14 protein-coding genes are annotated in these 12,975 nt (G+C 55.3%); 11 read left to right on the top strand and 3 right to left on the bottom strand.

Annotated elements, in window-relative coordinates; translation table 11 throughout:
- The first annotated feature begins 51 nt into the window (after positions 1-51).
- From TURPA_RS08385 to TURPA_RS08365, 5 genes are all read left to right on the top strand, one after another.
- Complete coding sequence (locus tag TURPA_RS08385; RefSeq protein WP_014802870.1) at positions 52-1,029, top strand: Fic family protein; 978 nt, start codon at positions 52-54, stop codon at positions 1,027-1,029.
- A 54-nt stretch (positions 1,030-1,083) separates the two neighbouring features.
- Positions 1,084-1,713: a hypothetical protein gene (locus tag TURPA_RS08380; protein ID WP_014802869.1), complete on the top strand. Its 630-nt coding sequence runs from the start codon at positions 1,084-1,086 to the stop codon at positions 1,711-1,713.
- Positions 1,714-1,837: 124 nt separating this feature from the next.
- Complete coding sequence (locus tag TURPA_RS08375; RefSeq protein WP_014802868.1) at positions 1,838-2,233, top strand: VOC family protein; 396 nt, start codon at positions 1,838-1,840, stop codon at positions 2,231-2,233.
- Between the two features lie 5 nt (positions 2,234-2,238).
- The gene (locus tag TURPA_RS08370) at positions 2,239-3,006 is read left to right on the top strand and encodes an SH3 domain-containing protein (protein WP_014802867.1); all 768 of its coding nucleotides are present in this window, start codon (positions 2,239-2,241) and stop codon (positions 3,004-3,006) included.
- On the top strand, positions 2,987-4,006 hold the full coding sequence (locus TURPA_RS08365; RefSeq protein WP_053332150.1) for an aldose epimerase family protein: 1,020 nt from the start codon (positions 2,987-2,989) through the stop codon (positions 4,004-4,006). Before TURPA_RS08370 ends, TURPA_RS08365 begins: the two co-directional genes overlap by 20 nt.
- Before the next feature lie 46 nt (positions 4,007-4,052).
- On the opposite strand, the gene TURPA_RS08360 is transcribed toward TURPA_RS08365, so the two are convergent.
- Complete coding sequence (locus TURPA_RS08360; protein ID WP_014802865.1) at positions 4,053-4,523, bottom strand: PaaI family thioesterase; 471 nt, start codon at positions 4,521-4,523, stop codon at positions 4,053-4,055.
- A gap of 197 nt (positions 4,524-4,720) precedes the next feature.
- Here TURPA_RS08360 and TURPA_RS08355 point away from each other — a divergent pair, with 197 nt between their 5' ends.
- Together TURPA_RS08355 and TURPA_RS08350 are read left to right on the top strand one after the other, a co-directional pair.
- A complete protein-coding gene (locus TURPA_RS08355; RefSeq protein WP_014802864.1) occupies positions 4,721-6,367 on the top strand; it encodes a hypothetical protein in 1,647 nt (548 codons plus the stop codon).
- A gap of 142 nt (positions 6,368-6,509) precedes the next feature.
- Positions 6,510-7,052, top strand: coding sequence for a hypothetical protein (locus TURPA_RS08350; RefSeq protein WP_157210447.1), 543 nt, complete (start codon positions 6,510-6,512; stop codon positions 7,050-7,052).
- A 39-nt stretch (positions 7,053-7,091) separates the two neighbouring features.
- Here TURPA_RS08350 and TURPA_RS21630 read toward each other — a convergent pair whose 3' ends face one another.
- Complete coding sequence (locus TURPA_RS21630) at positions 7,092-7,715, bottom strand: DUF1554 domain-containing protein (RefSeq protein WP_014802862.1); 624 nt, start codon at positions 7,713-7,715, stop codon at positions 7,092-7,094.
- Positions 7,716-7,820: 105 nt separating this feature from the next.
- Here TURPA_RS21630 and TURPA_RS24135 point away from each other — a divergent pair, with 105 nt between their 5' ends.
- Genes TURPA_RS24135 through galK form a run of 3 tightly spaced genes read left to right on the top strand, consistent with a single transcriptional unit; the run spans position 7,821 to position 10,709 of the window.
- Positions 7,821-7,946 (top strand): hypothetical protein, encoded by a 126-nt coding sequence (locus TURPA_RS24135; RefSeq protein WP_281054964.1) that lies wholly within the window; start codon positions 7,821-7,823, stop codon positions 7,944-7,946.
- On the top strand, positions 7,936-9,561 hold the full coding sequence (locus tag TURPA_RS08340; RefSeq protein WP_014802861.1) for a sodium/sugar symporter: 1,626 nt from the start codon (positions 7,936-7,938) through the stop codon (positions 9,559-9,561). The genes TURPA_RS24135 and TURPA_RS08340 overlap by 11 nt, the downstream gene beginning before the upstream one ends.
- A gap of 2 nt (positions 9,562-9,563) precedes the next feature.
- On the top strand, positions 9,564-10,709 hold the full coding sequence (galK, locus tag TURPA_RS08335) for a galactokinase (protein ID WP_014802860.1): 1,146 nt from the start codon (positions 9,564-9,566) through the stop codon (positions 10,707-10,709).
- Between the two features lie 4 nt (positions 10,710-10,713).
- Here galK and TURPA_RS08330 read toward each other — a convergent pair whose 3' ends face one another.
- Complete coding sequence (locus tag TURPA_RS08330; RefSeq protein ID WP_014802859.1) at positions 10,714-11,898, bottom strand: EAL domain-containing protein; 1,185 nt, start codon at positions 11,896-11,898, stop codon at positions 10,714-10,716.
- A 119-nt stretch (positions 11,899-12,017) separates the two neighbouring features.
- Between TURPA_RS08330 and TURPA_RS08325 the strand changes: the two genes are divergently transcribed.
- On the top strand, positions 12,018-12,950 hold the full coding sequence (locus TURPA_RS08325; RefSeq protein ID WP_014802858.1) for a diguanylate cyclase: 933 nt from the start codon (positions 12,018-12,020) through the stop codon (positions 12,948-12,950).
- The last annotated feature ends 25 nt before the right edge of the window (positions 12,951-12,975 follow it).

Genomic DNA, 12,975 nt, shown 5'->3' with positions numbered 1-12,975 from the left:
GAACCTTCAAATTTGGCTTTACAATGATAGTATCATTTGATACTATCATTTATGGACGAGAAATACCCTCCGTTTTCCGTCACGCCGAAGGCGCTGCGGCTCGTCTCTGAAATTGAGCGCCTTCTGGGCCAGGTCGACCTTTCGACTCTTGTAAGGCAAGAGCCTATGCTGCGCCGGCAGAACCGGGTGCGTTCGGTGAAAGACTCACTCGCGATTGAGGGCAACAGCTTGTCGCTTGATCAGGCCACGGCGATCTTTGACAAGAAGCGTGTTGTTGGCCCTAAAAATGAAATCCGCGAAATACAGAATGCTATTGAGGCCTACGCCGCCGCGGGCAAATGGCGATCGACCAGTGAAAGAGATTTTAAGAAAGCGCACGGCATCATGATGGCGGGCCTTTTGGCTTCTGCGGGTAAATACCGTGCCGGCGCCGTGGGTATCATGAAAGGTGAACGTATCTCGCATATCGCGCCGGGCGCCAAACAGCTGCCGCAGCTGATGGGTAGGCTTTTTTCTTACGCAGAGCGCAACCGCGATCTGCATCCGCTTGTGATGGCTGCGGTGCTGCATTACGAGATTGAATATATACACCCGTTTGAAGACGGCAATGGCCGCATGGGCCGGCTATGGCAGCACCTGGTGCTGCGAGAGTACCACAGGTTTTTCGAAACGGTGCCCTTCGAGTCGGTGATCAAGGCGAAACAAAAGCAATACTACCGCGTGCTTGAACTTTGCGACAAAGCGGGTGATGCCACGAGATTTGTGGAGTTCGCACTCGAGACAACGGCGATCGCCCTGAAAGAAGTCGTTACCGTGACCCCACGTCGCCGGTCGACGACCAAAGAAAGAATTTCGTTTGCTGAAACTGTATTCAAGAAGAAATGGTTTAGCCGAAAAGATTACATAGCCTTGTTCGCCGATATATCGTTACCGACTGCGAGCCGTGACCTTGCCCAGGCGGTAAAGGACAAGACGATGAGCTCGCGCGGGCAAAAGAACCAAACCGAGTATCGATATCGTAGAGCCTAGACCAAAGGTCTGCTCAAAGAGTTGCTTTCTTGACATGGGTCAGAATGGTGCCACATGCAGTTGATCGAGACTCAGCGAAAGACGATTAAGAATTTCTTGCGCCAAAATACCTACCGATGCAGCAGAGTATTACTATTGATAATCAGCCTGCTCATGACCGGCGCGGTGTCGGCCGAAGAAAACGCCAGTGCCGAGTACGGTAGCAAAGGCACGTTCGATCTTTCGCTGGGGTTTAGCGTGGCCAACTCAGAGAACAGCAAATACTATAAATCTTTCGGAGTCTACCTTGCACCTTACGCGAACCACTTTCTGTTGTCTAATTGGTTTGCCCGATACGAGCTGCCTGTGGGTTTTTCGTCTCAGTATTCTGGTTGGAGATCGCAACAATACTCTATGGCCCCGGGTATTGCATTGGGATATAGCTTTCGTTTTACAGATGCATGGCGCCTGAACTTTTCAATGGGTTATACACGCACTTTCAACTGGTACTCAAGCTCTTATGGCGGCATGAATGAATACTCTTCGGGTGCTTTCACTTTTTTCCCTGAGGTCAAATACCTGATTACTCCCCACTGGGCGGCGTCTGTTCTGATGCGCGGGGCAGTCAATATGTATGAATATCTGGGGGAGCATTCCATAGGTGTCTCGACATCAACTTATATCGTGCTTTCTTACATCTTTTGAAATAAACTCCTTGCATCATGCGCATTGTGCCCCGTCATCGGTAGATATTTTATGTTGGCAGGCTGAAGTGCGCTCGGTGGTATAGCACTCCAATAGAGATAACAAAACCTACAGGAGCGAAAATATGATCAACAATCCCGTTGTGCACTTTGAGATCTACGTCGACGACATGACGCGCGCAAAGACGTTTTACGAGGCCGTCTTTCAGACCAAACTTGAACAGATGCCAAACCCGACCCCCGAAACCGAAATGGACATGTGGTTTTTTCCGATGGATAAAGAAGCTGGCATGTCGAGTTATGGCTCAGGCGGTATGCTGGTCAAAATGCAGGGCTTTAGTCCCGGTGTGGGCGGCACGCTTGTCTACTTCGGCTGCGAAGATTGTTCGGTGCAGGCAGCCCGCGCAAAGCAGCATGGCGGCAGTGTCGAACAAGAGAAAACACCGATCGGCGAACATGGCTTCATGGCATTGGTGAAAGACACAGAAGGCAATATCATCGGCCTGCATTCTATGAAATAATAACCATGACTTTCGAAATCCGCATTGGCCTGATAGCGAGACTCTGCCGGGCCATAACCGTTTGTACTTTTTTTCTCGGCTTTGCCGTTTTTGCGCAGGCTCTGCCATTGAGCGAGAAGAGGCTCGCGCAGGGTAAGTGGAATGCCGAACCCAACCACCCGGGCTATGAATATAAGCTGAGCTTTAAGAAAGGGGTCGCCAAATATATACAGGCGATCGCCGAGCTGGATGTGCAAGCCGAGGGGCGGTATACGATCGACACTGGGGCCGTCGTGATCACCGGCTTCAAGAGAACCAGCGCCGGCATAGACGGAGAGGTGCCGGGCGACCTGCGCTGTACTTTGCTGCGAACCGAAGAATCTCTGCAATATACCGAACTGCTTTCATGTCAGCCGGTCGTGGGTGGCAACAAAATCGATTTTTATGATACCGGTGCGCACGTCAAAACCGGCGCCGAAAGAATGGTCGATGGCGTAGCGGTGATCTACTCACCCGCATTTAAGAAGCCGACGACAACGCTGATCGTACGCAAGGCACCGTCAAAGAGTTCAGAAGCTTTGAGTTGGAACTCCCAAAAAAAAGACGGGACGGTTGAAGAGCGTAAGAATCTTCGCAAAGGCGAAAAGGTCACCGTGCTCGCCAGAACGCGCGAAAAGCTGCAGGTCGACAAATGGAACAACTATTGGTATTACGTTGAGATCGACGCAGTAGACGCCATGGGCAATGTGCCGCTTTCTGAACGTGGTTGGGTGTTTGGCGAATTTCTTAAATAACAAATTTGCGCGCTTCACCGAATACGGCGCGCGCCTCGTCTCGCTCTCGGTACCCGACCGCACGGGCAACCTCGTCGACGTTGTGACGGGCTATGACAGCGACGAAGACTACCGCAAGGGTGCGCGCTTCTTCGGCGCGAACGTCGGCCCGTTTGCTAACCGCATCGCCAATGCGCGCTTTGCCATCGACGGCACCGAATACCACTTCACACCCAACGGCAACGGCCACCTTTTGCACAGCGGCGAGCAGGGCCTCGACTCAGTGCTATGGAATTGGGCTCGTGGTGAGCGCAGTCGAACCACAGCCGCGACCGACGGAATTGCCTTCACCTACCACAGTCCCGACGGCGAATTTGGTTTTCCCGGCCCGGTCGACTATAGCATTCACTACAGACTTTTGCCCGGCCCGACGCTGCGCATCGAATACACGGCCGTGCCGCAGAAGGCGACGCACCTCAACATCGCGCACCACTCGTACTTCAATCTTGCAGGCCACGACGCCGGCAGCATCGACGACCATCTCGTGCAGATCAACGCGGCACATTACCTCGAAGTCGACGCTGATTCGATACCGACGGGAAAACTTTTGCCCGTCGAGAAGACTCCGCTCGACTTACGAAATCCCGCACGTATTGGCGATAGGCTTAAGGCGGATTTTCTGCCGTTACGAACCTGCGGCGGTTTTGATCAATGCTTCGTCGTCGATACGTCGCGGCCGCCGACTGCGGGCCTCTATTTCGCCGCGCGCGTGGTGGCGCCCCAGACCGGTATAGCTATGGAAATCCATAGCAGCTACCCGGCGCTGCAGTTCTACACCGCGAACCACGACCTGCCGCCGATGCCGGGCAAAGGGGGCGCGGTCTATCGAAGGCACGGTTCGTTCTGCCTCGAGCCGCAGTTTTTTCCCAACTCGCCGAATATCGCGCATTTTCCTTCGACGTTGGTGCGCCCCGGTGAAACCTACCGGCAGATAGCGGAGTTCAGGTTTTCCGTCTTTTAGTACCTACTAACGACCCAGGTCCCCTGTTCGGTGGGTTTTTCCTGGCTTACTGTATTTTCGCCAGCACGTAGTGGTACTTCGCCTGCGCGGCGCGTTTGCCGTCTGGCAAAAAGAAGTCACAGACGAAGTACAGGTTCTTGCCCTCGCGGCGCTTGAGCAACGCGCGCGCCTTCACCGTCTCGCGGTTGACCGGGCGCAGGTAACGAATCGAGGCGTTGATCGTGAGCATGCGTTCGTTGGGTTCTTCAATGAAGAAGAGGCACATCATCGCGGTAATGGTATCACCGACGGTGAAGTAAGCGCCGCCGTGCAGCAGGCCATGCAGCGCGCGGTTCGACATGGCAAACGGTATCGAGGCGACCGACTCTTCGCCCGAAAGCGTTTCGAGTTTCATCTGGGTGGTGCCGGGGTGGCACTGCTCGATGAGGTGTTGTATCGACTCGACGAGGGTACCGTCGCGCCGTATGTCGAACAGGTCTTTGGGAATGATGTCGAATACCAGGTCTTGATTGTGCATATACACGTTACTCCTGCGGATAAGGAAAAGACGCAGAAGGCGGCGACAAGCTCTTTGTTCATGAGCCTTGATCGCCGACTGGGCTGACGGCAGGTTACCCAATTAGACATTTCAGCGCCACGGTGAAACGACGAAATTCCGTAAAAGCAGGCCTGATTTCCGTTTACAATCCGCAATGGGCTGCTATAGAGGTGCTGATGGTACAAATCAAGTTGGCTTCCCTGAGGCAGCTGGCGGGCGCGATTGCGCTCGCCGCGGCGCTGTCGACACCGACTAAAATCGCAGCGGTGAGCAGCGCCGAGTGGAAACAGGGCTTAGACCTCATCAATGCACAAAACTGGTCTGCCGCCATCGAATATGGCGAGAGCCTCAGCCAGAAATACCCGCGCCACCATTTGGGATTTTACCTGATATACGTTGGCTCGGGCAATTTGGCTGCGACAAACCCAGACTACTGGCAGAAATCGACGGCGGCAGCGCTGAAGGCTGCGAGCCTCGAACCTGCGCGGGCTGCTGTGCACCGCGCACATGCTGTCTGGTGCCTCTGGAACCAAAAAGATTATGCGGGCCTCGTTGCGCAGGCAACGCGCCTCAACGCAGGGGCAGTGGCGCAGATCGCCGAGCACAACTACCTTTTACAGATCAATTACCTGACGATTGCATACGTCGAGCAAGGTCAACTCAGCACGGGTGCCCGGTTCTATTTGCGGCTCGCCAGCCCCTTTGCAGAGAAGCCAGTGATTGCCAACACGGCCAATGCAGTGAGCGCCCTCGTCGGCAAGTCAGCGAAAAACCTGCCAGAGCCAGAGAAGTGGTTTGGCTTCTTGATGACTGTGAGCCGCGTCGCCGAAACGAACGGTTACTTTCTGAGCCCGCTGGCGATGCTCGCGCTCGAGCTGGGCGATGAGGCTTACCGGCGCCGAGATTTTACCAGGGCGCTGCAATATTTCAGCGGCGCTCTCGACATGAACCGCGCCACATTGGCGGCGCGCGACGGTTTTCTGCACGACGAGCTGCGCATCAGACAGATTGCCGCAACGTGGCGCAAAGAGAACCCGCAGGCGAAAGGCCGCACGCTGCGCACCGCGTTAATGCTGTTGGTGCCCGAAACTCGCTTAAATCTGCCGGCAAACGCTGCAGAAGCCGATCGCTTCAAGGCTGGCGACGCAGCAGCCGCGTCGTTCGTCGCGAACAAGAAGATTCTTTCGATCGCAATACCTGAGAACCAGAAAAACTTCCAGTATTTTTCTGACAGCATTCTGGCGCTAACCGGGGGCGAAGTCGAATGGAAACTGAAAACCATACCCCTCGTCGGGTCTCGCGTCACCGCTGTGGAATTCCATACTGACCCGCGCTACAACCGCTGGATAGCGCAGGCTAAGCCGCAGTTTATCGAGCCGGCGCTCAAACCTTCGGTTGTGAAGCAGGCCCTCGCCGCCGACGCCACGATTCTCATGTGGCCGGGCACGGCGAAACCCGAACAGGTGATGATTACCAACGGCGGTGTTACCGAGCATCCATGGGTTAGCGGCGACGAGTCAACTCACCGGGCGCTGTGGGTCAGCGAAGGCGACAACATGCTGCGTGACGGCGGCTCGGCCCTCTTCTACCACCACGAGTTTTTTCATTTGGTCGAATGGGGTTATTACGACCGGCCTTTTCCGAAAGAAGACCACCAGGGCCAAAACCGCAGCACCTGGCCGCGCGATTACACCGGCACTACAGAATTCGATTTTTACGAGCAGAGCTACCTCAAGCACGTGCTGCCCGTCGACAACCTCGCCCGAATGGAGTGGAAAAGCAGCAAGACCTGGCTCTACAAGAAAAAGCTCGATAAACGCTGACAGCGGCCCGCCCGAATTCAGCGATGCGAAAATATAACCGGTTATGCTGCACCAGAAACCCTCTAACACGCCACTCTGCATCTTCGTTCTTGCGATCACATTGGCGCTGCCTGCGTTCGCCGCTCGCGCAAAGAAACCGCGCATGACCACAAACAGCTGCCTCAAGACCTGGCACATTGAACGCCACACAAGCCCGTGGAGCGGCCTCACGGGCGATGCAGCCGCCGAAGAGGCGACCTTTACTGTGCGCGCAGTCAGGCAGCGCCCTGCCGACCCAAACCTCATTGCTCAACCATCGGGCATCGCTGCGAATGACTTTCTGCTTTTTCGTTCTGAAAAGACGAGAGCGGTCGTCGTCAACGCGCAGTATTTCAGCGATCTCACGCGCCAAGATGCCACTGGCAAACCGCTGCGCAACGGGGGATTCATCGGCGCAGCGACACCGGCTGCTCTTAAGCGCTGGCAGGGCGCAGAACTGCTGGGGCTGCTACTCGAGCAACAGATTATTCTTACGTATGCGCATCTCGAATCGAAGGTGTGCCTCGTTTCCGCGACAGAAGAAGGCGGTGTCTACCGGGCAGAACTCACGGGTGAGCACGTGTATTATACAAATGCGCGCAACGTATCTGGGTTCAGGTTTTTATTCGAGGCCGACAGTCAAACCGGGAAAATGCGGGTCAGGTGAGCGCTCTGCTCTGAATAATGCCCGACTCAATTAGCCATGCTACTGCTCAATACAATAGAGCGAAGCACCGCTGTTGCAAGACAGCACTGCGCCGGTATCAATCGTCGCCGGCGGCATAGAGTTCGCCTGCCCTCGCGCGCCACTCACCCCGCCGCTCGCGCTCGTCCAGTTGCTACAGTTATTTCCCTGAAACACCCAATCTTGATTGAAGCCTGTCCATACGTCTGCCGCGACGGTCGAAACCGTGGCGCTGAGCATTGTCTGAAAAATTGCGCGCTCACTCGTTGACCCGATAAACGTACCATCGGGACGCCGATACGATGCGAGCGGCCTTAAGACCCAGTTGATGTTCTCGCCGATGCCGCCCGTGCCACAGCCATTGGTCGTGCAGGCCTGCCGTTCAGCGCCTGCGCTGAGCATCGCCTTCCACCGGCCACGGCCGGGGCCACTGGGATTTGACGGGTCGTTTAAGCAGAGCTGATCGGCCCCTGCGGCCCCACCCAGAGCGCCTGAATGTTGGTTTTGCGTCACGAAAAACCGACAATTGGTGCCGCAGGTTTTGCCGGCTTCACCGCCGGGTGTTTCGAGCTGCTCAAGCAGGCCGATGTTGGTGCATGCCGAAAACTGGGCTACCATGGCGAGGGCTGTGACTTTCCGCAACATATGAGCCGGGGATATTAGGCCTTTAACCGGTCAATTTCAATCTGCCGGGGCCACGCCCTGAGGGTTTTGAATTGACTCACGCTCCGGGTCTTTCTCTTATGCGGGGTGGTAACTTTATACTGCCCCGATTATCCGCATGGCGCGCCGTTCTTTGACCTCACGATTACGGGCGTTGTGCTTTGCGAGCAGATGAAAATGGCCATGGCAACACAGGTGGCAGATGAAATTTAGCATTCTCGACTACACAATCGTCGGCGCCTACTTTGCGCTGATACTGGGTGTCGGCCTCTGGGTATCTCGCCCAAAGCCGGGCGAAGACAAAACCGCGACGGACTATTTTCTCGCAGGCAACGGCCTCAGCTGGTGGGTGATTGGCGCATCGCTGATTGCATCAAATATTTCAGCCGAACAGTTCATCGGCATGTCGGGTTCGGGCTTTGCAATTGGCATGGGCATCGCAAGCTATGAATTCATGGGAGCGATTACCCTCATTGTAGTCGCCGTGTTTTTCATGCCTATCTTTCTCAAGATGCGCATCTACACCATGCCAGAATTTCTGGCGAAACGCTACGACAACCGAGTCAAAACGACGATGGCCGTTTTCTGGTTGCTCGTGTTTGTGTTTGTGAATCTCTCGTCGATTCTCTACCTCGGTGCCCTTACCATCAAGAACGTGATGTTTAGTGGTGAGGATATAGCACTCTTCGGGCGCGCCGTCGACCCGCTGATTCTCGGCATTCTTTTGCTCGGCGCTTTCTCTGCCGCGTATTCGGTCTACGGTGGCCTCAAGTCAGTCGCCGTGACCGATGTCATTCAGGTTGTTTTCCTCATCGGTGGCGGGCTCATCACCACGTACATTGCGCTGCAGTACACGAGCGATTCTGGCAGTGCAGCCGATGGCTTTTGGAAACTTCTGCGCAAAGCCCCTGAAAAGTTCGACATGATTCTTGACAAGAGCAATCCTCAATATGCGAATCTGCCGGGCATCAGTGTCATTGTCGGTGGCATGTGGATTGCCAATCTCTACTACTGGGGTTGTAACCAGTACATTATTCAGCGCGCACTCGCGGGTAAGAGCATTCGCGAGGCACAGACGGGGCTTGCGTTCGCAGGTGTGCTGAAACTTCTGTTGCCGCTGATTGTCGTGATACCCGGCATCGTCGCGTTTGTAATCACCACAGACCCGCAGAGCAAACATTACGGAGAAATTGCAAAACCCGACGCCGCGTACCCGTGGCTCTTGCACAACTTCTTGCCGAATGGAATCAAGGGCCTCGCCTTTGCGGCGCTCATCGCGGCAATCGTGAGTTCGCTCGCGTCGATGATGAATAGCATCTCAACCATTTTCACAATGGATATCTACCACGGGCATCTGAAGACAGCGGCGACGCAAAGCCATCTCGTGAAAGTCGGTCGCTTCACGTCTGTGGTTGCACTGGTGATTTCGATACCGGTCGCGATTGCATTGCAAAACCTCGACCAGGCATTTCAGTTCATTCAAGAGTTCACCGGGTTTGTCAGCCCGGGCGCCCTTGCGATATTTTTACTCGGCTTCTTCTGGAAACGCGCCACGGCGAAAGGCGCGCTGCTCGCAGCCATTGGCACGTTCATATTTTCTGCCGCGCTCAAGGCCACTTTGCCGCAAATACCCTTTCTCGACCGTATGCTGATAGTTTTTTTACTGTGTGCGGCTGTCATTGCGGTGAGTGCAATTATAGAAAAGCGGCGTCCAGATTCACAGACCCCCATTACCGAGCCGGGAATGTTTGCGACGAGCCTTGGGTTCAAACTGAAATCCGCCTTTATCGTTTTGGCGCTCGTGGTTATTTACAGTGTCTGGTGGTGAACGTGGTCGCGAACGAAATTCTGCACACGGCATTTTCTGAAAGCTTTGGCGGCCATGGGCAGCTCTATACGGCGCCGGGCCGGGTGAACCTGATCGGCGAGCACACAGATTACAATCTGGGCTTTGTGCTCCCGGGCGCAATCAACAAAGGTATCAGCGTTGCCATTCGCCTCAATGGCAAGAACACCTACCGCGTACAGTCGCTCGATTTCAAAGAAGAAGTCACATTCGCCGCGGACGGGCAAAAGCTGCCTGTCGCGTGGGCCAACTACATTCTGGGCGTTGTTATGGAATTCCATATCCGATGTTTTGCGGTACCGGGCTTCGATGCAGTCTTCGCAGGTGATGTGCCCGTCGGCGGCGGCATGTCGTCTTCTGCGGCGCTCGAGAGCGCGTTTGCTTTCGCGATCAATGACCTTTGCCAGTTCGGCATCTCGCGCCGCGAGCTCGCCGAAATCGGCCAGGCGGCAGAGCACAAGTACGCGGGCGTTCGCTGCGGCATCATGGACCAGTTTGCCTCGCTGCATGGCGAACGCGACAAGCTGATCAGACTCGATTGCCGCTCGCTCGATTACGAACTCGTGCCCTTTCGGCTAACGGGCTACCAGGTCGTGTTGCTCGACACGCGGGTAAAACACTCGCTCGCCTCGTCAGAATATAACACGCGGCGCGCCGAGTGCGAGGCAGGGGTGAAGTCTCTAAAGGCAATTTACCCTGAAGTACAAAGCCTGCGCGATGCGGATTTACCCATGCTCGAAGCCGTCAGATCACAGCTTCAGCCGGCGACCTTTACACGCTGCCAGTACGTCATTGAAGAAAATGCGCGCGTGTTGAATGCGATTACCCAACTCAAGACGGGCGACATTGCGGCATTTGGGCAAGAGATGTTCGCGAGCCATGAAGGTCTGTCAAAGAAGTACCGCGTGAGCTGCGCCGAGCTCGACCTGCTGGTCGATATTGCCAGAAAATGCGGCGTCACCGGTGCGCGCATGATGGGCGGCGGGTTCGGCGGTTGCACGATTAATGTGGTGGCAGAGTCAGCCCTCGCTGCCTTTTTGCAAGAGGCAGAAAGAAGTTTTAATGCGGCATTCGGGCGCGCTCCGCTGGTGTACGGGGTGAAGATCTCTGACGGTGCGAGGCGGGTCTAGCCCATTACGCACTCAATCTCTGGCGTATCGCGTCCGCTGAAAGCGGCGGCGAGAAGAAATAACCCTGCGCGTGGTGGCAGCCGAGGTTTTGCAGCATGCGCGCCTGCTGTAGCGTTTCGACGCCTTCGGCGATGACCCCGATGCCGAGCGCCTGCGCGAGCTCAATCACAGCTTTGCATATGCGTTCGCTTTCTTGTTTCACGCCAAGGCCCTTGACGAATGAGCGGTCGATCTTGAGCGCAGCGGGTTGGTACTCTTGCAGATACTGCAGACTCGAATAACCCGTGCCGAAGTCGTCGAGCAAGATACCGAAGCCGCGCGCGGCGCAGTCTTGAATCCAGCCTGAGACCATTTCAGATTGAAATAAATTGCGCTCGAGCATCTCGAGTTTAATGCTCGTGGGATCTATACCGCGAGACGAGACTGTTTCGCTCAAGAAGGGCAAAAACTCTGCGCTTTCCATTTGGCGGCGCGCGAGATTGAAACTTAACGTAAGGTGATCACCGGCGGCTTCGCGAAAATGCAGATAGTCTTTCAGGCCCGCATCGATTACCCAATTGCCTATCGGCACAACGAGCGAAGTCGCTTCGGCGAGCGGCATGAACGCTGCGGGCATAATGTCGCCGCGCGTCGGGCTTTTCCAGCGTATCAGCGCCTCGAGGCCGGCGATTTTTTGTGAGCGCAGGTCGTGTATCGGCTGATAGTGCAGACGAAATTCGTCGTTGCGCATAGCACTTCTGAGCTCCGCCTCGAGCTTGATCATTTCAATCGCTTCGGCAACCTTGCGTTCGTTAAAATCGTCGCGGGTTTCGGTCGCACGTGCATAAGGGCCATAGCCGTCGCGAGACCTGTCGACCTCAGAGCGAAAATGGCGCATGACAACAAAGAGCACCATGCGCAGAATCGGGTCGGCGTCGGCAAGACGCTCTTCGACCTGTTGCTGCGTCACAACTGTGAGCAAAGCGTCGGTCTTCGCCTCGGCAGATGCCGAGCGCGGTTGGCGATCGACGAGCGCAAGTTCGCCGAACAGCGCGCCGGCGCCTAAAATATTCAGCGTGCGCCTTTCGCCCTTGAAGTCAGTGAAAATTTCGACCTGGCCTTCTTCGACGATGAACGCAATATCTTGCTTTTCGCCTTCGTTGAAGATGCGGTCGCCGGCTTTGAATACGCGTTTGCTGCGGTGTGGCATTTCTGGTAACCTGCGCTGAGCCGTACGCTTACAGGCAGGCCGTGGAAATGTAAACCCGAAACGTGGCGCCGGTAAATACCGATTTACACGGCAGGGCGCAGCGGCTATGTTCACCGATTATGTCTGAGCTGGCAACAGACCCTGTTCAGCCCCGGCGCGTGCTGGTCGTCGACGACTCTGAAGTCGAGGGTCTCTACATACAGGCCCTGCTGCAGCCCGAGTTCACCGTAATCGTTGCCAACAACCTTATAGCCTTCTGGGCGCATATGGCCGAAGAGGCCCCCGATCTTATTCTGCTCGATGTCATGATGAAAGAGATCACGGGTTTTGAGCTCGCGCAGCAGCTGAAGCGCAACCACGAATACAAGGCAATACCCATAATATTTGTAACTTCACTCGATCAGGCGGGCGACATTGAGCGCGGCTTTGAGGTTGGCGGCCACGACTATGTCAAGAAACCTTTTCTGACGCAAGAGCTGCGCGCCCGCGTGCGTTCGGCGCTCAGGCTCAAGAATCTGGAGCATGACCTGCGCATGCGCTCTGTGACTGACTATCTGACGGGAGCATATAACCGCCGTTACTTCTTCGAGGCGGTGAACAGCAATCTGAGTTACGCGCAGCGCATGCGCCGCAACCTTTGCATCGCCGTACTCGATATTGACTTCTTCAAGAAGATTAACGATGAGTACGGGCACGAAGCGGGTGACGCAGTGCTCGTGCATTTCACCAACACCATACGCGACCAGATTCGCAAATACGATATTCTTGCGCGCTTCGGCGGCGAAGAATTTGTAATTCAGTTTTTTGACTGCACGATAGCGAAGTGCGTCGACATGCTGAACCGGGTGAAAAACAAATTGATCGAAACCCCGTGCATTACAGGGGGGCGTACCATAAACTACACATTTAGTGCAGGTTTGGCGTCACTCGAAGAAATTGCCCCCAAAGAACCGATTGAGCGCCTGATCGAGCAGGCCGACAGACGCCTATACCACGCGAAAGAAACCGGCAGAAATCGCTTTGTGACTGAAGCAAAACCTGAGCCTGCGTGATACCCGAGCGCGGTATCATGAAGAT

Source organism: Turneriella parva DSM 21527 (assembly GCF_000266885.1).
Classification (GTDB): Bacteria; Spirochaetota; Leptospiria; order Turneriellales; family Turneriellaceae; genus Turneriella; species Turneriella parva.
Note: the sequence above shows the minus strand (reverse complement) of the source record. Positions and strands in the feature narration are given on the sequence as shown.

Coding starts and splice junctions, on each gene's coding strand:
- TURPA_RS08385 (WP_014802870.1), top strand. CDS start 52: ATGGACGAGAAATACCCTCCGTTTTCCGTCACGCCGAAGGCGCTGCGG.
- TURPA_RS08380 (WP_014802869.1), top strand. CDS start 1,084: ATGCAGTTGATCGAGACTCAGCGAAAGACGATTAAGAATTTCTTGCGC.
- TURPA_RS08375 (WP_014802868.1), top strand. CDS start 1,838: ATGATCAACAATCCCGTTGTGCACTTTGAGATCTACGTCGACGACATG.
- TURPA_RS08370 (WP_014802867.1), top strand. CDS start 2,239: ATGACTTTCGAAATCCGCATTGGCCTGATAGCGAGACTCTGCCGGGCC.
- TURPA_RS08360 (WP_014802865.1), bottom strand. CDS start 4,523: ATGCACAATCAAGACCTGGTATTCGACATCATTCCCAAAGACCTGTTC.
- TURPA_RS08355 (WP_014802864.1), top strand. CDS start 4,721: ATGGTACAAATCAAGTTGGCTTCCCTGAGGCAGCTGGCGGGCGCGATT.
- TURPA_RS08350 (WP_157210447.1), top strand. CDS start 6,510: ATGACCACAAACAGCTGCCTCAAGACCTGGCACATTGAACGCCACACA.
- TURPA_RS21630 (WP_014802862.1), bottom strand. CDS start 7,715: ATGTTGCGGAAAGTCACAGCCCTCGCCATGGTAGCCCAGTTTTCGGCA.
- TURPA_RS08340 (WP_014802861.1), top strand. CDS start 7,936: ATGAAATTTAGCATTCTCGACTACACAATCGTCGGCGCCTACTTTGCG.
- TURPA_RS08330 (WP_014802859.1), bottom strand. CDS start 11,898: ATGCCACACCGCAGCAAACGCGTATTCAAAGCCGGCGACCGCATCTTC.
- TURPA_RS08325 (WP_014802858.1), top strand. CDS start 12,018: ATGTCTGAGCTGGCAACAGACCCTGTTCAGCCCCGGCGCGTGCTGGTC.